This window comes from Candidatus Methylomirabilota bacterium (genome assembly GCA_036002485.1).
Classification (GTDB): domain Bacteria; phylum Methylomirabilota; class Methylomirabilia; order Rokubacteriales; family CSP1-6; genus AR37.
In genome coordinates this window covers 23,748-41,894 of record DASYTI010000105.1, presented here as the reverse complement: position 1 = coordinate 41,894, position 18,147 = coordinate 23,748, and the positions used below count along the sequence as shown (strand labels likewise).

General features: G+C 67.8%; 18 protein-coding genes. 14 read left to right on the top strand and 4 right to left on the bottom strand.

The genetic code is table 11. The features are described 5' to 3' along the window. A partial coding sequence (locus tag VGT00_10305) for an MBL fold metallo-hydrolase (protein HEV8531796.1) occupies positions 1-941 on the bottom strand: 941 nt, incomplete at its 3' end. A 260-nt stretch (positions 942-1,201) separates the two neighbouring features. Here VGT00_10305 and VGT00_10300 point away from each other — a divergent pair. Genes VGT00_10300 through VGT00_10270 form a run of 7 tightly spaced genes read left to right on the top strand, consistent with a single transcriptional unit; the run spans position 1,202 to position 6,483 of the window. Next, entirely contained in the window at positions 1,202-2,122 is a 921-nt protein-coding gene (locus VGT00_10300; GenBank protein ID HEV8531795.1) for an ABC transporter permease, read from the top strand. Next, positions 2,112-3,014: an ABC transporter permease gene (locus tag VGT00_10295; GenBank protein ID HEV8531794.1), complete on the top strand. Its 903-nt coding sequence runs from the start codon at positions 2,112-2,114 to the stop codon at positions 3,012-3,014. Before VGT00_10300 ends, VGT00_10295 begins: the two co-directional genes overlap by 11 nt. Then, on the top strand, positions 3,011-3,991 hold the full coding sequence (locus VGT00_10290) for an ABC transporter ATP-binding protein (GenBank protein ID HEV8531793.1): 981 nt from the start codon (positions 3,011-3,013) through the stop codon (positions 3,989-3,991). The genes VGT00_10295 and VGT00_10290 overlap by 4 nt, the downstream gene beginning before the upstream one ends. 28 nt (positions 3,992-4,019) lie before the next feature. Further along, positions 4,020-4,994, top strand: coding sequence for a dipeptide ABC transporter ATP-binding protein (locus VGT00_10285; GenBank protein ID HEV8531792.1), 975 nt, complete (start codon positions 4,020-4,022; stop codon positions 4,992-4,994). 16 nt (positions 4,995-5,010) lie between these two features. Continuing rightward, positions 5,011-5,697: an iron-containing redox enzyme family protein gene (locus VGT00_10280; protein HEV8531791.1), complete on the top strand. Its 687-nt coding sequence runs from the start codon at positions 5,011-5,013 to the stop codon at positions 5,695-5,697. Positions 5,698-5,708: 11 nt separating this feature from the next. Further along, complete coding sequence (locus VGT00_10275) at positions 5,709-6,017, top strand: Rieske (2Fe-2S) protein (GenBank protein ID HEV8531790.1); 309 nt, start codon at positions 5,709-5,711, stop codon at positions 6,015-6,017. Positions 6,018-6,042: 25 nt separating this feature from the next. Beyond that, complete coding sequence (locus tag VGT00_10270) at positions 6,043-6,483, top strand: heme-binding protein (protein HEV8531789.1); 441 nt, start codon at positions 6,043-6,045, stop codon at positions 6,481-6,483. Here VGT00_10270 and VGT00_10265 read toward each other — a convergent pair. After that, the gene (locus tag VGT00_10265) at positions 6,480-7,943 is read right to left on the bottom strand and encodes a CPBP family glutamic-type intramembrane protease (GenBank protein HEV8531788.1); all 1,464 of its coding nucleotides are present in this window, start codon (positions 7,941-7,943) and stop codon (positions 6,480-6,482) included. The genes VGT00_10270 and VGT00_10265 overlap by 4 nt on opposite strands. Positions 7,944-8,041: 98 nt before the next feature. Here VGT00_10265 and VGT00_10260 point away from each other — a divergent pair, with 98 nt between their 5' ends. From VGT00_10260 to VGT00_10250, 3 genes are all read left to right on the top strand, one after another. Beyond that, positions 8,042-9,157: a hypothetical protein gene (locus VGT00_10260; GenBank protein ID HEV8531787.1), complete on the top strand. Its 1,116-nt coding sequence runs from the start codon at positions 8,042-8,044 to the stop codon at positions 9,155-9,157. A 46-nt stretch (positions 9,158-9,203) separates the two neighbouring features. Further along, positions 9,204-9,422 (top strand): hypothetical protein, encoded by a 219-nt coding sequence (locus tag VGT00_10255; GenBank protein HEV8531786.1) that lies wholly within the window; start codon positions 9,204-9,206, stop codon positions 9,420-9,422. Positions 9,423-9,486: 64 nt separating this feature from the next. Continuing rightward, complete coding sequence (locus tag VGT00_10250) at positions 9,487-9,633, top strand: hypothetical protein (protein HEV8531785.1); 147 nt, start codon at positions 9,487-9,489, stop codon at positions 9,631-9,633. Here the strand turns inward: VGT00_10250 and VGT00_10245 are convergent. Beyond that, positions 9,625-13,740, bottom strand: coding sequence for a sigma 54-interacting transcriptional regulator (locus VGT00_10245; protein HEV8531784.1), 4,116 nt, complete (start codon positions 13,738-13,740; stop codon positions 9,625-9,627). The genes VGT00_10250 and VGT00_10245 overlap by 9 nt on opposite strands. 38 nt (positions 13,741-13,778) lie before the next feature. Next, complete coding sequence (locus VGT00_10240) at positions 13,779-14,591, bottom strand: hypothetical protein (protein ID HEV8531783.1); 813 nt, start codon at positions 14,589-14,591, stop codon at positions 13,779-13,781. A gap of 219 nt (positions 14,592-14,810) precedes the next feature. Between VGT00_10240 and VGT00_10235 the strand changes: the two genes are divergently transcribed. From VGT00_10235 to VGT00_10220, 4 genes are all read left to right on the top strand, one after another. After that, entirely contained in the window at positions 14,811-15,425 is a 615-nt protein-coding gene (locus VGT00_10235) for a hypothetical protein (protein ID HEV8531782.1), read from the top strand. 133 nt (positions 15,426-15,558) lie between these two features. Then, positions 15,559-15,987: a MucR family transcriptional regulator gene (locus VGT00_10230; GenBank protein HEV8531781.1), complete on the top strand. Its 429-nt coding sequence runs from the start codon at positions 15,559-15,561 to the stop codon at positions 15,985-15,987. Further along, positions 15,984-16,331 (top strand): hypothetical protein, encoded by a 348-nt coding sequence (locus tag VGT00_10225; GenBank protein HEV8531780.1) that lies wholly within the window; start codon positions 15,984-15,986, stop codon positions 16,329-16,331. Before VGT00_10230 ends, VGT00_10225 begins: the two co-directional genes overlap by 4 nt. Before the next feature lie 204 nt (positions 16,332-16,535). Beyond that, the gene (locus tag VGT00_10220; GenBank protein HEV8531779.1) at positions 16,536-18,140 is read left to right on the top strand and encodes an ABC transporter substrate-binding protein; all 1,605 of its coding nucleotides are present in this window, start codon (positions 16,536-16,538) and stop codon (positions 18,138-18,140) included. Positions 18,141-18,147: the final 7 nt, after the last annotated feature.

The following is an 18,147-nucleotide window of genomic DNA, read 5'->3' as shown; positions in this document are numbered from 1 at the left end:
CCGTAGAGCCGCCAGATGTTCCGGATGACGTAGTCGGGCTCATCGTAGACGGCCTGGAGGTACGGCCGCTCGCTCAGATGCGCGGGAGGCTTGACCTCGGCCAGGATGTCCTCGAGCGTGAGTCCGGCATTCATCCGCGCCACCGTCTCGGCGACCAAGGTCTCCAGCCAGAGCGCGGTGTCGGTGAGCGCCTGATGTATGCGCGCCGCCCCCACCACGGGCGCCCCGTGCCCCGGGATCAAGAGCTCGGCGCCGCGATCCGCCATGGCGCGGAGAGCCTGCGCCCACTCGGCGGCATAGCGCTGGACCTTTTGCGGATTGCCCGCGTTCGGCGCCACCCAGAAGAAGAGATCGCCGGTGAAGAGGATGCGCCGCGCCGGCCACCACAGCCACGTGTGGTCGTCGGTCTCGCCGCGCGCGTGCGTGAGCTCGAGCCTGACGCCCCCGACCTCGAGGGCATGCGTGGTGTCGTAGACCGTCTGGGGGTACTGGTACTCGGTCGGCCAGGTGGCGGCCCTCGAGAATTGGCGCGAGTTGATGAGCCCGTTCCACGGCGCCGTCATCCGGTATCGGTCGAAGCGCGCGGCCACATTCCGGTGGGCAATGATGCCGGGCTCCGGCCACTTCTTTTCCCGCGCCTCGGCGAGAAAGGGGGGCAGGCCGCAGGCATGGTCGACATGGCCATGGGTGTACACGGCGACGGCTACCGGTGCGGGATCGACGGCGCGCACCGCGGCGAAGGTGCGGTCCCGGGAGGCGAAATTGCCGGTGTCCACGAGCACGAGCCCTGCCTCCGTGCGCAGGGCGGTGACATTGGCCCAAATGTGGAAGAAGACCAGCCCCGGGACCAGCTCCTCGTGCTTGCCGGTGGGGCGCCAGAGATCGCGGCGCGGGACCTCCCCACGCCAGAAGCGCTCCGCGAGATCGAGCACGTCGCCCATGTGGGCTAGATAGCTCGGAGGGGGGCTCCGCCCCCCTTCCGAAGCCTCCCCCCGGACAGATTGCGCCGGCGAAGCCGGCGCTCGAAGCGGAACATTCCTCGGCGCGAGGACATTGGATTCCTTGGATAGATCCCTAGCACAGGCAAAGAGCTCACGACAATAGCGCGGGATTGACAGGGCGGGGGATTCAGGGATAATCGGGCAACCTCGCGGTCTGCGAGCGTTCCTGGTCCTTGTCGCAGCGCAGCGGAGGACAAACGATGCGGCGCTTCATCTTGCGAAGGATAGGCTATGCGGCCCTTTCGCTCCTGCTGCTCTGTCTGATCATCTTCCTCTTCGTTCGCCTCACGGGCGACCCGACGGTACTGCTGGTCGAGCCGGGCGCCGCCAAGGGCGACGTCGAGGCCATGCGGGCCCGCCTCGGTCTCGACCGGTCGCTCATCGCGCAGTTCGGCAGCTTCATGGCCGACCTCGCGCGGGGCGACCTCGGCCAGTCCTTTTACTACCGCACACCCGTGTTCGAGCTCTATCTCTCCCGCCTGCCCAACTCTCTCATGCTGGCGGTGGCGGCCATGACGTTCTCGCTCCTCATCGGCATCCCGAGCGGGATCCTGGCCTCGGTGCGGGTGAACAGCTGGTGGGACAGCGCGGGAAAGCTCTTCGCCCTCCTCGGGCTCTCGCTGCCGTCCTTCTGGACAGGCCTCCTCCTCATTCTTTTCTTCTCCGTCTACCTCGGCTGGCTGCCCTCGTCGGGGTCCGGGACCCCGCTCCACCTGCTCATGCCGGCCTTCGCGTTGGGGTGGTACTTCGCGGCGGCGCACATGAGGCTCACGCGATCTTCCATGCTCGAGGTGCTGGGCTCGGAGTACGTCAAGCTCGCCCGGCTGAAGGGGCTGCCCGAGGCGCTGGTCATCGCCAAGCACGCGTTCAAGAACGCGCTCATCCCGGTGCTCACGCTGGCCGGCATCAATCTCGTGCTCATGGTCAATGTATCGGTGGTCGTCGAGACGGTGTTCGCCTGGCCGGGCATAGGTCGCCTTCTCTTTGAAGGGATAACCTTCCGCGACTTTCCCGTGGTGCAGGCCACCGTGCTGCTCAGCGGCATCATGATCGTGGCCGTCAACCTGATCATTGACGTGCTCTACGCCGTCATCGATCCGAGGATCCGTTATGAGCGATAGCCGCGTTCTTCCCACTGTTCAGGCAGAGGTGCTCCCCCTGCCGGGCCGCTGGTCCGGGCTCCGGAGCGGCAACCTGCCGGTGCTCCCGATCGCCATCCTTGGCATTCTGATCCTGACCGCGATCTTCGCCGATGTGCTCGCGCCCTCGGACCCGGAGGTGGGCACGCTCACCGACCGGTTCAAGCCGCCCGCCTGGGTCGACGGCGGCAGCCGGGCCCATCTGCTCGGCACTGACCATGTGGGCCGCGACGTCCTCTCCCGGCTGATCTTCGGCGCGCGGGTATCGATCGTGGTGGGCTTCCTCGCCGTCATCGTCGCGGGGGCTATCGGCACCACGCTCGGCATCCTCGCGGGCTACCTGGGTGGCTGGCTGGATCAGGTCATCATGCGTCTCACCGACACGTGGCTGGCCGTGCCCGGTCTGACCTTCGCCATCTTCCTGGCGGCCATTTACGGCCCAAGCGTGATGAATATCGTCATCATCTTGAGCGCGGTGTACTGGACACGGTACGCGCGCGTCATCCGCGGTGAGGTGCTCTCGTTGCGGGAGCGCGACTTTGTGCGGCTGGCCGTGGTCGCGGGCTGCTCGAAGTGGACGATCATGCGGCGCCACATCCTGCCCAATGTGCTGAACTCCGCCATCGTGCTGGGCACGCTCATGCTGGGGGTGGTCATCGTCACCGAGGCCTCGCTGTCCTTCCTGGGGGTGGGCGTCCCGCCGCCCAAGCCCGCCTGGGGACTCATGCTCGCCGACGGCAAGAAGGGCCTCATGGCGGGCTACTGGTGGCTGACCGTGCTCCCCGGCCTCTGCATCATGTTCATGGTGCTTTCGGCCAATCTCCTGGGCGACTGGCTCCGCGTCAAGCTCGACCCCCAGCTCCGCCAGCTGTGACCACGCTCCTCGAAGTCTCTGGTCTGTCGACCCACTATGTCGCCGCGCGCGGCACGCGCGTCACCCGGGCCGTCGAGGACGTGTCGTTCTCGCTCGAGGCCGGGCGCACGCTCGGCATCGTGGGGGAATCGGGGTCGGGCAAGACCACGCTGGCCCTGACCCTCATGCGTCTCCTGCCCCCGGGAGCGCGGATCGCCGGGGGGTCGGTGCGCTTCGAGGGCGAGGACATCTTCACGAAGAGCGACAGCGAGATGCGCGCGATTCGCGGCAAGCGGATGGCCATGATCCTCCAGGACCCCATGGCCTCGCTGAACCCGCTCTTCACCGTGGGCGACCAGATCGCCGAGACCTTGCGCGCGCACGAGCAGATGCCGAGGCGCGGGGCGTGGACGCGCGCGCGCGACCTGCTCGCGGCCGTCCGCATCGCGGTGCCCGAACGGCGGGTGGGCGAATACCCGCACGAGATGTCGGGCGGGATGCGCCAGCGTGTGGTGGGCGCCATCGCCATCTCCTGCGAGCCCAAGCTCCTCATCGCCGACGAGCCCACCACGAGCCTGGACCTGACCATCCAGGCCCAGTACCTGCAGCTGCTGCGCGAGATCCAGCGCGAGCGCGACCTCGCCTTGATCTTCATCACCCACAACCTCGGCATCGTGGCCAAGATGTGCGATGACGTGGCCGTCATGTATGCTGGCCGTCTCGTCGAGTTCGGCCCCGTGCGCCGCATCTTCGACGCCCCCGCGCATCCCTACACGCGGGCGCTCATCGAGTCCATTCCGCGCCTGGGTGACCCCACGGCGCGGCTCACGGCCATAGGCGGGCAACCGCCCGATCCCGCCGCCCTCCCCCCTGGCTGCGCCTTTCACCCCCGCTGCCCGCTGGTCGTGGAGCGGTGTCGCGCCGAGGCTCCCCCGGAAGTCCGGGTTGCCGTCGCGCATCACGCACGGTGCTGGCTGGCCTCCGAACGCCCTATCTAGCCCTAATTAAAGGAAGCCCCTCGCCCCCATGACGGCACTCCTCGAGGCCCGCGGCCTGACCAAGCTCTTCCCGGTTGGTCGCGGGCTCTTCGGTCGCGGCGGCGGCGCGGTGCGCGCGGTCGACGGCATCTCGTTCGCGATCGAGCCCGGGCGAACGCTGGGGATCGTGGGGGAGAGCGGCTGCGGAAAGACCACCACGGCCAAGCTCCTCCTGCGGCTCGAGGAGCCGACGGCCGGCGAGCTTCTCTTCGACGGAACGGACGTGACCACGCTGAACGGCGAGGGCCTCCATCGCTATCGCCGGAGCGTCCAGGCCGTCTTCCAGGATCCCTTTGCCTCCCTCAGCCCGCGCATGCGCGTGGGGGCCATCATCGCCGAGCCCCTCATCACCCACGAGCGTCTGGAGAAGCCGGAGATCGCCGCACGCATCGCGCGACTGCTCGACGTGGTCGGCCTTCCCGCGCGGTCCAGCGAGCTCTTTCCGCACGAGTTCTCGGGCGGCCAGCGCCAGCGCATCGCCATCGCGCGCGCGCTCGCCCTCTCGCCCCGGCTGGTGATCCTCGACGAGCCGGTCTCGGCCCTCGATGTCTCCATCCGCGCCCAGATCCTGAACCTGCTGCGGGATCTCCAGCGAGACCTTGGCCTCGCCTACCTCTTCATCGCCCACGACCTGGCCGCGGTGGCGCACATGAGTCACACGATCGCCGTGATGTACCTGGGGCGTATCGTCGAAATCGGAGCGGCGGCGGATGTCGCGGCGCGCCCCGCGCATCCGTACACGCAGGCCCTCTTCGCGGCGGCCCTGCCCGCGCACCCCGACGAAGCGCGCGAGGAGGACGTGCTCGCCGGCGAGGTCCCGAGCCCGCTCAATCCGCCCTCCGGCTGCCGCTTCCACCCGCGCTGTCCCAAGGTCATGGCGCGCTGCTCTGAGGAGGAGCCGAAGCTCCAATCTGCGGCGAACGTGACGGTCGCCTGTCATCTCTACGACGACGCGCGCGCCTAACCCACAGGAGGCCACCATGAGCGAGAGCAAGAGTCCCTTCCGCCAGCGCCTGGAAGGCGCCGTGGCCGCGAAGCACAGCCGGATGAACCCCTTCACGGAGAAATGGGTGAAGGGCGAGCTGTCGCGCGCGCAGCTTGGCGCGTGGGCGTGCCAGCACTACCAGTACGTCTCGCAGTTCGCGCGGTGGTGCGCGGCCGTCTACGCCGAGTGTCCGGACTCGGATGCCCGCGACTTCCTGCTCGAGAACATCGTGGAAGAAGAATCAGGCGTGAAGCACGTCGATCTCCTGATCCGCTTCGCCGAGGCCTGCGGGGTCAGCCGCACGCAGGTGGAGACGGCCACGCAGCTGCCCACGACCCGGGCCCTCACCGCCTGGTGCTACGAGACCTCCCAGCGGCCCTTCCACATCGCCGCCGCCGGCCTGCTCGTCGGGCTCGAGTCCCAGGTACCCGGCATCTACCAGCGCAACCTGCCGCCCCTGAAGACGCACTACGGGTTCAGCGACCACGAGGTCGAGTTCTTCGCGATCCACATCGAGGCCGACGAGGTGCACGGCGAGCGTGGCTATCAGATCGTCGAGGGTCACAGCACCACGCCGGAGAAGCAGGCCGAAGCCGTCGAGCAGGTGCGCCAGGCCACGGAGATGCGCTGGCAGTACATGAGCGGCCTGCACCGCGCCTACGTGCTGAAGGAAGACCTCTAGGCAGGAGCGGCGTGGCCGAGCATCACGCCGCCGCGCTCACCGATCTCCCGGCGGGCGGCTGCAAGCTCGTGGAGGTAGGGGGAAACTCGGTGGTGCTCGCGCGTGTGGGCGACCAGGTCTACGCCTGCGGCAGCACGTGTTCGCACCAAGGCGGTCCGCTCGGCGAGGGGGTGCTCAAGGGGACGAGGCTGACCTGTCCCTGGCACGGGTGGATGTACGACGTGCGCTCGGGGCAGTGCCTGTTGCCGGCCCGCGGGACCGCGATTGCCACCTATCCCGTCCGGGTCGAGTCGGGCGAAATCTGGGTGGACCTGCCATGAACCGCGCCCACGAGGGACGGCACGGATGATCACGGTCAAGCGGCTGACGCTCGAGGACGCGCGCATCATTCTGGAGGCGGCCGAAGCCAAGGCCAAGGTCATCGGGGTGACGGAGACGATCTGCGTCTGTGACGACGGGGGGCATCCCATCGCGCTGCACCGGATGACGGGGGCCCGCATCACGGGCGTCGAGATTGCCATGGCCAAGGCTTTCACCGCGGCCGGACACCGTCGCGCCACCCACAAGTTCAACGCGCCGCCATCCGGTCCCGCCCTGCCCGGGAACGAGGCCTTCGGCATCCACGCCATGCACCCCGGCAAGTTCGCCATCTTCGTGGGCGGCTTCCCCATCGAGGTCGAAGGTGATGTCGTCGGCGGCGTGGGGATCAGCGGAGGCACGGGCGAGCAGGATACCCAGGTGGGCGAGGCAGGTATCGCCGCCTTCGTAGCTTCGCTGAAGGGCTAGAGGCGGAGGAGGAGAACCACTCCGGCGGTGGCCGCCGCATTGCTGAAGGCGTGGGCGGCCAGGCTCGGCAGAATGCTTCCTGTCCGCTCGTAGGCCCACGCCCACAGGATGCCGCTCCAGAAGACGGCCGCGAAACCCGCTACCCCGTAGCCGTGGGCGGCGGCGAAGACCGCCGCCGTCATCGCGGCCGCCGCCCCCGCGCCCCACCGCGTGCGGAGGGCCGGGTAGAGCACGCCGCGAAATCCGATCTCCTCCGCGAGGGGGGCCCAGAATACGCTGTCCACCGTTTCTCTCGCCACCATGCCCCATGAGCCCCAGATGAGGTTTTCCTGGAGGCCGTCGGCCCAGTGGGCGCTCAGGTGGAGCGCGTCCAGGGCGAAGGTTGCCGCGGCCTCCCCCGCGATGGCCACGCCGACGAGGGTGAAGCTGACCCAGGCGAGCTTGGGCAGGTCGTGGACCGCCGGCCGCAGGCCGAGGGCCTCCGTGAGCGCGAGCCCGCGCGAGCGCACGTACCAGAGGGTGAGGAGCACGATCGGCGCGGCCGTCGCCGGCCCCGTCACGACTTCGAGCCCGCTGTCCGGAGGGATGGTGATGCCCAGCACGATGCCCGCGAGAAGGAAGCCCAGGGCGCCACGGATGAAGAGACCGTAGCCCTCGAGGAGCGAGAAGTCTGCCGGCATGCGCGCATTCGCGATGCGCAGGTCCACGCGCGTGACGAGCATGGCCGTGAGCCCCGCGAGCCCGGCCACGACGAGCACGAGCCCGCCCGCTTCGAGCACGAGCCACCGCCGCAGGAGAGCGGTCCCTCGCGTCACCGTGGCCGACTCCGCCTGCGCTCGCGCCACCGCGTCTCCCGCGCGCTGGGCGATACGCGCCACCAGGGTGTCGGCGAACCAGCCCGCGGGGAGGGTGTCCCGCACCTCGGCCATGAGGGCCCGCGCGGTCGATCGGTCGATGGCCGGGACGAGATAGGCGGCGGCGAGCCATTCCTTCATGCGCGCGACCTCGTCACCCGAGCGCTCCCAGTGTTCGATTCCCTCACGGAGCGCGTCGGTCTGCTTGGCCTCGCCGAGCAGGACGAAGCGCTCGAGCTCGACTTCGGGAGAGTCCACCCGCTGGGCCAGCTCGTCGTGCCAGCGAATCCAGTCCTCGAGCCCTTCGTCACCGCTCGACAGCGCGGCGTAGAGGCGGCGTTCGAAAGGGGTTGCGCGGGCCAGCGCCGCCCTCGCGTCCATCTCTCGCTCCGTCAGGCGCTCGAGAGAGTCCTCCGGCGAGCGGAGGTGCTCCAGGGGCCCGCCGCCGCTGAGGTGCAGGAGATAGCCGGTGATGAGCAGAACGAGGGCCGTGTTGAGCCAGGTGAGCTTTGGATGGAAGAACGGGCGGGGCGCTCCGGGCGCAGGCTCGGGCGGAAGCGGTGATCCGTCGGACTCGAGGCCGGACATGCCGCGGCAGTATAGCATCGCGTTCTGGCGGGCGCGGGTCCACACGGGTCGAGAGAGACATGGCGTCATACGCCGGCGGCTTGACACGCTCTTTCTCCATCCACTAGACTCCCGCCGTGCCCGAGGGTACGAGCAAGCGGAGGAGTCGGCCAAAACGGGCCAGGCGGACCGTCCTTGTTCTCCGGGCCGGCACGGGCGCGACCAACAATCTCATCCGCAGTCTCAAGGCTGGAGATCGCTCCCTCGTCGTGGTCGGCTGTCACCACGACGTGTTCTCCTTGAGAAAATCCACGGCCGATCGCAACTATCTTGTGTGTCGACCGGACGAGCGTGGGTTTGCCTCGAGTCTCCGCCGCGTCGTCGCCAAGGCCCGGGTCGATCTCGTGATCCCGAACACGGACGAGGACGTCAAGACGATCTCCCGACTGCGCCACGAGCTGCCCTGCCACGTTTTCCTTCCCGCGGACAGGGTGATCGATCTCTGTCAGGACAAGTACTCGCTGACCTGCCGCCTGGCCTCTCGGGGCGTGCCCGTCCCGGCCACCGTCCCCGTCGAGAGCTTAGCCACCGTCGAGGAAGCATTCGAGAAGCTGGCTCTCCACTCGATCGTGTGGTGCCGCATTCGCAAGGGTGCCGGGTCCGTGGCGGCAACCCCGGTGAGAACTTCCGAGCACGCCCGCGGCTGGATTCGCTACTGGCAGGAGATGCGCGGAGTGCCGCATGATGCCTTCACCCTGTCGGAGTACCTTCCCGGGCGGGACTACGCTTGCCAGAGTCTCTGGATGGACGGCTCGCTCGTCCTCATCAAGACCACCGAGCGGCTCTCATACTTCGGGGGCGGCCACACGCCGAGCGGCGTCTCCTCCGTGGGTGGAGTGCACAAGACCGTGCGCGAGCCCCGGGTCGCGGAGGTCAGCGCGGCGGCCGTCCGTGCCGTCGACCCCGATGCCTCCGGCGCCTTCAGCGTCGACCTCAAGGAGAACACGGACGGCGAGCCCTGCGTGACCGAGATCAATGTCGGCCGCATGCTATCGGGCACTCCCATTTTCGACCTCGCGGGGAAGCACAACATGGCCTTGACCCACGTGCGTCTGGCGCTCGGCGAGCGGGTGGACATTGCCGATCCCTACGACGCGACGGAGGGCTACTACATGGCGCGAGATCTCGACACGCCGGCGGAGATCTTCAGAGGTGTGGACGTGTTCGAGGGCATTGAGGACGCGAGAGGGTAGGGACTGCTGCGCACCGCCGATCCCTTCGGGGATGAGGAGAGCTGTGATGGCTCAACATTTGGGAGTGGGTGAGATGCAAACGTTGCAGATGGTGGTGCATGGTCCGACGTCGCCGAGGCAATGGGAGCGTTTCAAGAAGGACATGGTCGCGTTCCTCAAGAAGCATAAAGGCATCCGGGCCAGGGTGGTCTCGATTCGCTACCATCCTAAGCCGCGCAGGGCCGGGGCGACGGCGAAGAAGCGCAAGAAGGGCCGCGGAAGATAGGCAGGGCATGGCAGGCCAGGCCAGGGGACCGCGCGAGCGGCATCGACGGCACCGGAGCCGAGCCGTGGTCGGATTCGAGATCTCCGCCGAGCTCGGTCGGCTCGAGGCGGAAGCGGTCAGGCTCGAGCTGGAGCTCCTCGCGAGCCGATACGCCCTCAAGGTCGGTCCGGTGAGCATAGAGAGAAAGCGCGAGGGCAAAGGCCTAACCTAAGGCGCCAAGCTCTGCCTGAGCCTGGCCCCGGTGGAGTTCCATCTCGAGCTCGCCAAAGGCCGCCAGGGCGGCGGCAAGGTTCTCGAGGGCGACGTCGCGCTGCCCGAGCATCCGCTGAAGCCGGCCGAGCCCGAGCTGACACTGCGCTTCGAGCGGGCGCATGCCGAGTTCTCGGGACAGGGCGAGCGCGTCCCGGTAGGCGGCGTCGCTGCGCGCGAGCCCCGCGGAGCCCGGGCGCGCGGCAAGGTCGCCTTGAAGGCGGAGCGCCCAGGCTTCGTTACCGCGCTCTTGGTGTGCGCGCGAGAGCTCGAGGGCACGTTCCGCGAGGGCGGCCGCCTCTTCCGCTCGACCGGCGGCGAGGTAGGCCTCGCCGAGCGAGGTCAGGCGGCGTGACTGCCCCGCTGTTCCCCGCATGGCGCGGTGGAGCTCGATGGCTTCCCCCAGCAGGGAAATGCCTTCGTGGATCCGCCCGGACCGGACGTGCGCGGAGCCGAGGTCCTCCGCGAGCACGGCGGACCAGAGGCGGATGTTCCAGGCGCGGGTGAGCTCGAGCCCACGCTCGAGCACGGGAATGGCCTGGGGAAAGTCGGCCCGCCGAAGGTGAAGCCGCCCCAGCCCGTAGCAGGCGGAGATGAGAGTCGCGACCTCGTCTGCGGACTCGGCGATCTCCAGAGCTTCCCGCGCGAGGGCGGCGCCCTCAGCGAACTGACCCAGCTCGGCGAGGCACAAGACGAGCCACGTGCGCGAGTGCACGGATGCCACGTAGGGGAGCCCCAACCGCTTGCCCCTGAGCGGTGGCGCGATGGCCGTCACGTTCTCCCTGAACAGATCGCTCGCGCGCCGGTAGTCGCCGAGGTCGTGGAAGGCATGACCCATGTACATCTGCGTCGCCACCTGGAGCGGGAGATCGCCGAGGGCGAGGGCAATGGCGAGGCCTCGCCGGCCCGTCTCGATCGCCTCCCTGTACTGGCCGATCTGCCGGAAATAATCCGCGAGAAATGCGTGGACGCGTCCCAGCCGCTCCTGGTCAGCCAAAGACTCCGCCAGCTCCTGAGCCGTGCCCAGATGCGACATCATGGCGGCGAACTCGCCGAGGGGCAGGAGGGCGGTCCGCAGGTCGAATCGGAGATCGACGGCCTGCTCGATCCGCTCGCGGCTCTCGGCAACGTGATCGAGGGCGAACAAGGCCTGCTCGAAGCAGACTACCGCTTCCCGGTTGGCGGCCTGAGCCGCCGCCTTGATCCCGGCCTGGCGGAGATAGGGGAGCGCCTGTGACCATCGTTCGGCCCTGAACGCGTGGTATCCGAGCTGCTGGATGGCCTCGGGCGACAGCCGCTCGAGCGCCGCAACTACTCTGCCGTGGAGGTCGCGTCGACGCTCCGGGGGAATCGTCCGGTACGTGACCTCGTGGGTCAGGGCGTGCTTGAAGGTGTACTCGACCTTGGGGAAGCTGCCTGTCTCGTAGAGCAGCTCGGCCCCTTGCAGTTGTCGCATCCGCGAGAATACGTCCAGGTCCGCCAGATCGGTGACCGCGTGAAGGAGGGGCAGGGGGACGTCCTTCCCGATGACGGCGGCGCAGTCGAGAAGGTCTCTCTCTTCCGAGGGCAGGCGCGCCAGCCTCGCGGCCAGCATCTCCTCGACGGTGGGAGGGACCTCCACATGCTTGACCGGCTTCGAGAGACGATAAGCGCCCCGCTCGCCCACCAATACGCCGGTCTCCACGAGGGTTCGGCCGCTTTCCTCCAGGAAGAACGGGTTGCCTTCGGCCCACTGGATGAGGCTCGACTTGACCGGCCCGAGACCGGGATCGCGACCGAGGAGCGCGTCAAGAAGGTCCCCGGCGCTCTCCGTGGATAGGGGCTCGAGGCTCAGCTGGGCGTAGAAGCTCCTGCCTCCCCAGGCATGACGAAATTCCGGACGATAGGTGACGAGCAGCATCATGCGAGCCGCCGGTATGGATTCGATCAGGGTGTCCAGCAGCGCTGCGGTCTCGGTATCGATCCAGTGCAAATCCTCGAAGAGGAGCAGGAGCGGTCGCTGCCGGCTCTCCCGCATCAGGATACCCTTGAGGGCGTCAAGGGTCTGCTGGCGCCGCTGCGGCGGGTCGAGCTTGCCCCACCGCGGATCGTCCACGGGGACATCGAGAAGGGCCTGGATCGCGGGAAGGGAATACAGGAGCCCCTCGTCCAGGCGACGGACGGCCATGGTGACCTTGGTCGCGATCTGCTCCACGCTGTCGATTTCCTGGATTTGGAAGTACCGTCTCAGGAGATCGGTGATCGGCAGAAACGGCGCGGACCTCCCATGGGACACGCCCGATGCCTCCAGCAGGAGTCCCACGGCGCTCCCGCGGGAGCGCGTGAACTCCCAGACGAGACGAGACTTGCCCATGCCCGGCTCTCCGACCAGAGCCACCACCTGCCCGTGTCCACCGACCGCGGATCCCAGGCGGCTGTCGAGGAGGTCCAACTGATGTCTCCGCCCGACGAAGGCGCCCACCCGGCCCAGGACCTCGAACCCTTTCCGTTCATGGCCCGTCACCCGGTACGCCTGCATCTCGAGCCCCGCCCGGGGCGCGGGAGCCAGTTCGAATTGTCGCGCGAGAAACGGCAGGGCGGTGGCGCTGACCACTATGTCGTCGGCCCCCGCCGATTCCAGCAGTGCCGCGATCGTCGCACGATGGACGCGCTCGTCATCGCTGTCCAGCTTCACGAAGTCATTGCCCTGTCCAATGCGAACCTCCGCGACATGAATCCCCACCCGCAGGCGCGGGGAGAGCGGGTCATCCCGTCGGGCTCGGTCCGCCACCTTCTGCATCGCGAGGGCCGCGTGGGTGGCTCTCCGGGGGGCCTCTTCGACCGGCTCGAGGCCGAATGAGGCCAGGAGTCCGGCCGGGCTGATCTCTTCGACCCGGCCCCCGAAGACCTTGACCTTGTCGATGAGCACATCCAGCGCGCGGCTGGTGCCCGACAACGCGTCCGTCTCCGCGGGAACCACGAGGGCGGCCCGGAGGAGCGTGATCCGGCGCTGCTCCCAGCGGACGGTGGAGGGCACCTGAGCGGGACGGTTCTCGGGCGTGATCGATGGTGCGGGGGGCGGGCTGCGCCGCGCGGCGGGCCGCGCGGCCGCGCGGGCGCTGCCCGTCTCTCTCAAGCCGAATTTCTCGATTCGCCCCCGCAGGGTGTTGCGTGAGATGCCCAGCAGGGCGGCGGTGCGCGAGATGTTCCACCGAGTCTGGGTCAGCGCGGCAAGAAGATGCTCGCGCATGGCGTGGTCGAGCGAGACGGCGACGGGGGCAGGCGGCGGCACCGTGGCTCGCCCCTCGACGGGGCCGGTCTGGAGGTCGAGCATGTCGGCGGTCACGAGATCGCCGTCGGCGAGGAGGGCTACCCGCTCGATCACGTTGCCGAGCTCGCGGACGTTCCCGGGCCAGGAATAGGCGCTCAGGGTTGCCTCGGCGTCGGGGGCAAAGCGCTTCGGCGGCAGTGCGTAGTCCGCGCAGACGCGCGCGAGGAATCGCTCGGCGAGGATGAGAACGTCGCGACCGCGCTCGCGGAGGGGGGGAAGCCTGAGGGTCAGGACGGCGAGGCGATGATAGAGGTCTTCGCGGAAGGCGCGCTGGCGGACCGCGGCCTGAAGATCGGCGTTGGTCGCGCTGACGATCCAGACGTCCACGGGATCGGCGGTGGTGGCGCCGAGTCTGCGGACCGCGCGCTCCTCGAGCGCCTTGAGCAGCTTGGCCTGGAGCGCTTCGGGCAGGAGTCCGACTTCGTCCAGAAAGATCGTGCCGCGGTGCGCGGCTTGGAACAGCCCAGGCTTGGCCCGCCGCGCATCGGTGAAGGCGCCGCGCTCGAAACCGAAGAGCTCGGCCTCCATCAGCGTCTCGGGGATCGCGGCACAATTGACGTCCACGAACGGGCCGGCGGCCCGGGGACCGGCCCGATGGATGGAGCGCGCAATCAGGCCCTTGCCCGTGCCCGTGTCGCCAGTGATGAGGATGGAGGGCAGCCGGCGCCCCGTTTCGCGGCGGGTGAGCAGCCGCCGGATCTGTTCGCGGACGGCCTCCATCGCCGCGCTCTCTCCGAGAAGCTCAGCCAGCGGGTCCATGGGATCCACGACAGCAGATTGTCAGGGGCGCTCCGGACTCAGTTCGTTCCGCTCATCGCCCTTCTCTGCCTCTTCAATCTCTTCACTTTTTTCAAGTCAGCCAGCACCGCGGGCAGATTGAATTCGACGGGCAGCCTCTTGCCCCTGAGCCAGTCGGGACTGATGATCGCGAAGGCTTCGTCAGCATATCGTTCCCAGAATTTCCAGGTCATCTGGTACGTGTCCTCCCAGGAGACGCAGGTGAGGGCTCGCGGATCGTAGCCCACGACGGCGACCACATGCCCCTTGTTCGGATTGGGCTTTCCCGGGCCTCCGCGCTTTCCGGGGCGAACGCGCCAGAGATTCGCCTTTGACAATACGAGCGGAAAATCCTTGCGCTCCCTGGTGAAATTCAGACCGAGATAGCATCCTCCGAACCGGGCTACGGCCTCCCTGATCTCCTCGCGATCCTTGAGGGTGAGGGAGAGGAAGGCGGCGATCCGATGTCCGGCAATGCCGCGCTGCCTCCAGTGATTGAGCACATCGAGTACGACCGCCCCGGGCCCGTGCCCACCCTTCTTCTTGACGAAGCCCGTCACGGCCGAATACGCGGCGAGAATGGATTTCTCGCCCGGAGTGACGGGACGTCCGGTATTCGCCGTCCACTCCATGATGAGATGGCCGGCTGCGGCGAACGCGCAATCGTTGTACTCGTCGTTTCCCATCATGGGCCAGGTGTCTACCTTGGCCGTGAGATCTGCCTTCAGGGGCGGCGGCGGAAGCTTCCGGGTGACATAGTCGGCAAGCCTGAACGCTCGGTAGTCGATTCGAGGCGGGTGCTTGCCGAGCTTGACCTTCTTGTGGGCTTTCACGCACGCCCTCCCTGAGGGTGACCGCCGTTTAGAACGTCATAGGCGGCCGCTCGCTACTGCTCCTGATGAGCGGATCGATAGCGCCGCTAGAGTACCCTTACTGCTCAAATCGCTGCTCAGCTTCTTACCACTCTGACCACTGACCACCTACCCTGACCACCACAACGTATTGATCTGCAACGGATTCTTCATGGCACCCCACTTGCGAACTGTAGGGGCATGCGACAGAGCAAGGCTCCCACGGAAACGGTCGAGAGCGGGATGCTCAGCGCCCGCGAGGGGAACGCCATGGACGCCGAAACGCTCCGACGGATTGTCTTCTATTTCGTGATGGCGGTGGTAGCGGTTCTCGCCGCCCTCGAGGTGACGCTCGCTCGAGTGGGCGATCCCTCGGCGAAGCAGGAGTCGCCGTGGATCTCGCCTCTGCGCGACATGGACGACGCTCTTGCGCGCGGCGACTTCTCGGCGGCAACGATGGCCCGCCACAAGGCCGATCTCGCGGTGCTGGCCAGCCCGGGCTGGGAAGGGTTCCTCGCCGTGGGTGATGGAGCGCTGCGGCTCGGCGAGGCAGGCCCGGGGCGTCGCGCGATGGAGCCGGAGGCGCGCCGCGCCTATCTCTCCGCGATGGTCCGGGCCCGCCAAGCCCACTCCCTCGAGGGCACGCTCCGTGTCACCGAGGCCTTCGCGCGGCTCGGCGATCGCGACTTGGTCGAGCAGGGCGTCCGCGTCGCGCGCGAGCTGGCCGGGCGTGACGAGATGGCCATGGGCCGGGTGGATGAGTTCGTTCAGCACTGGGCGGGCGCACAGCGGACATCGAACGTCGCCGTTCAGTAGTGCACCACGCCTGCGCGCCCTGCGTCGCAGGCTCACACGTTGTTCGAGGGGAGCACGTCATGACGAACACGCAACGCCGAATGATGATGGCGGGAGGCTTCATGCGCGCCGAACGGGCCGCGGAGGCGATGAGATGAGCCCCCTGGCCGCCGCCCTGCCGACGCCTTCGCTCCTATCGACCCCGCGGCCGCGATCGACGGAATGGCTGGCCGCGCTCAAACTGGATCCCCGCCAGGCCATCGAGGAGGAGCGCATCATCTGCCTCATCTGTGGCCGCGCGTTCCGGCAGCTGACCAATACCCACCTGCTGGGGCACGAGACCTCCGCGGCCGAGTACAAGCGACGCTTCGGCTACAACCGCCGGCGGCCCCTCATGTGCCGCTGGCTCCTCCGCTTCTACGCCGAGCGCGCCGTGCGCAGCGGGTTGGCGCTACGGATCCGGCGCCGCCCCATCGTGGCCGAGCCGGAGCTCCGCCGGCGGGGTGGCTCGCGCCCGGTCGCGCTCGAGGAACTGTTGACTCGGCGCGATGCGCGCCGGACTACGAGACGGGGCAGCCCATGAACTGGCTCGTGCTGGTCGCGGGCTGGCCCTTCGCCGGCCTCCTCGCCCTGAGCGCTCGGCGCCTTGATGCCGATTCAAGCGCGACCTGCCGCAGCGGCATTGTCATGGAGAATGATGGTCGAAGGGGCAGCCTCGTCCTCGAGGCCGAAGACGCCACCGGTCTCATCGAGATCGACGAAGGGACGACCGCGCTCTTCGGCGTCGATGGCTATCCCATCTCGCTTGCCGAGATCCGCGTGGGCGACCTGGTGGAGGCGATTCAGGAAAAGCGCGGGCCGGAACTGGTCACCATGGAGATCCGCGTGAAGTGGCTGCTCTCGTCTCCAGGGGTGAGCGCCGCGTAGCGCCACGAAGTAACGCGGCGCGTAACATGCCTAGGCCCCGGCCAGGGCACCGGCACCGCCGGCTCTGGCCAGGGCATAGAGGTTGAGAGCGCGAGTCCCTTCGCGTATATTGCCCTGTGCCGAGGAATCCTTCCTCGACCGTCCGCGGTTCTCTCCCACCAGAGGACTAGCAGAGTGCCGAAAGACTCGCAGGGAGGGAACACAATGACGCGTTTCCGTGTCGCCGCGTTCCTGTGGCTGGTCCTGGCGGTCACCGGCTTCACCTCCGCCGCGCACGCTCAGGCACCGAAGCCCGGTGGACACCTCAACATCATGCTGCGCGAGGACCTGTCCCAGGGCTTCGCGGTGCACGAGACGTCGACCATCTCCACGAGCTATCCGTCACTGCCGTGCTTCAACAACCTGGTCTTTTTCGACCAGCTGAAGCGTACGGAGAGCCTCGAGACCCTTCTTCCCGAGCTGGCCGAGAAGTGGTCCTGGCAGGACAACTACCGGAACCTGGTCTTCTTCCTCCGGAAAGACGTCAAGTGGCACGACGGCAAGCCGTTCACCTCGCGCGACGTCAAGTTCACGTTCGACATGCTGCGCGAGGCGCCCGAAGCCCAAGCCAAGCTTCGCATCAATCCGCGCAAGGACTGGTACGCCAATATCGAGGCCGTGGAGGCCGCCGATTCGCACACGGTCGTCTTCCGACTCAAGCGCCCCCAGCCCTCGCTGCTCCTGATGCTGGCCTCGGGCTACACCCCCATCTACGCCGCCCACGTGCCCCCGGCGAGCTATCGCACGGGTTGCATCGGCACGGGACCTTTCAAGGTCAAGGAGTGGCGCAAGGGCGAGTACGTCGACTACGTGAAGAACCCCGACTACTTCGTCAAGGGCCGCCCCTACCTCGACACTCTTCGTTACGTGGTGATCGAGAACCGCGGCACCCGCGTCTCCGCCCTCCAGGCGGGCAAGCTCGACGTGTCCTTCCCGGGCGAGACGACCAAGACCGCCTCCGAGCAGCTCAAGAAGGCGGTGCCGCAGCTCGTGGTCACGCCGGTCGGGCAGACGGTCAGCGACAACATCATCATGAACGTCAAGAAGCCGCCCTTCGACAATCCCAAGGTCCGTCTGGCCGTGAGCTACGGCATCGACCGTCGCGGCCTCATCCAGGCCGTGCACCAGGGCGGGGCCGTCCTCGGCGCCTCGCTGGCCCCCAAGCCCTGGGGCGTCTGGGGCATCGCCGAGCAGGGGCTCCTGGCCCTCCCCGGTTATGGCAAGGCCGCCGACATGAAGGACAAGGCCCGGAAGCTCATGGCCGAGGTCGGCCACACGCCCGAGAAGCCCCTCAAGGTCGAGATCGTCACGCGCGCCATCGCCGTCTACGTGGACATGGCCTCCTTCGTGATCAACGAGCTGAAGCAGATCGGGATCGAGGCGACGCTCAAGCAGGTGGAGACGGCCCAGTGGCACGCCATGGCCACGCGCGGCGACTACCAGATCGGGGCCAACCTGACGGGTCTCGGCGTGGACGATCCCGACGCCAACTTCTACGAGAACTACGCGTGCGGCTCGCCGCGCAACTATAGCCAGTACTGCAACGAGACCGTGATGAAGATGATCGACCAGCAGTCGCAGGAGCTCAATCCCCAGAAGCGGCTCGAGATGCTCGCGGCCCTGCAGAAGAAGCTCGAGGAGGAGGCGGCGCGGCCCATCCTCGACTGGAAGCTCGATTACTTCACGGTGTGGCCGCACGTCCACAACATGATCCCCCACAACAACATCTACAACTTCGGCCGCATGACTGACGTGTGGCGGGACAAGTAGCCCCGGG

Excerpts from the sequence above, each read along its gene's own strand:
- VGT00_10235 (HEV8531782.1), top strand. The coding sequence starts at position 14,811 with ATGCGACAGAGCAAGGCTCCCACGGAAACGGTCGAGAGCGGGATGCTC.
- VGT00_10295 (HEV8531794.1), top strand. The coding sequence starts at position 2,112 with ATGAGCGATAGCCGCGTTCTTCCCACTGTTCAGGCAGAGGTGCTCCCC.
- VGT00_10270 (HEV8531789.1), top strand. The coding sequence starts at position 6,043 with ATGATCACGGTCAAGCGGCTGACGCTCGAGGACGCGCGCATCATTCTG.
- VGT00_10300 (HEV8531795.1), top strand. The coding sequence starts at position 1,202 with ATGCGGCGCTTCATCTTGCGAAGGATAGGCTATGCGGCCCTTTCGCTC.
- VGT00_10230 (HEV8531781.1), top strand. The coding sequence starts at position 15,559 with ATGAGCCCCCTGGCCGCCGCCCTGCCGACGCCTTCGCTCCTATCGACC.
- VGT00_10285 (HEV8531792.1), top strand. The coding sequence starts at position 4,020 with ATGACGGCACTCCTCGAGGCCCGCGGCCTGACCAAGCTCTTCCCGGTT.
- VGT00_10220 (HEV8531779.1), top strand. The coding sequence starts at position 16,536 with ATGACGCGTTTCCGTGTCGCCGCGTTCCTGTGGCTGGTCCTGGCGGTC.
- VGT00_10245 (HEV8531784.1), bottom strand. The coding sequence starts at position 13,740 with ATGGACCCGCTGGCTGAGCTTCTCGGAGAGAGCGCGGCGATGGAGGCC.
- VGT00_10255 (HEV8531786.1), top strand. The coding sequence starts at position 9,204 with ATGGCTCAACATTTGGGAGTGGGTGAGATGCAAACGTTGCAGATGGTG.
- VGT00_10225 (HEV8531780.1), top strand. The coding sequence starts at position 15,984 with ATGAACTGGCTCGTGCTGGTCGCGGGCTGGCCCTTCGCCGGCCTCCTC.
- VGT00_10280 (HEV8531791.1), top strand. The coding sequence starts at position 5,011 with ATGAGCGAGAGCAAGAGTCCCTTCCGCCAGCGCCTGGAAGGCGCCGTG.
- VGT00_10265 (HEV8531788.1), bottom strand. The coding sequence starts at position 7,943 with ATGCTATACTGCCGCGGCATGTCCGGCCTCGAGTCCGACGGATCACCG.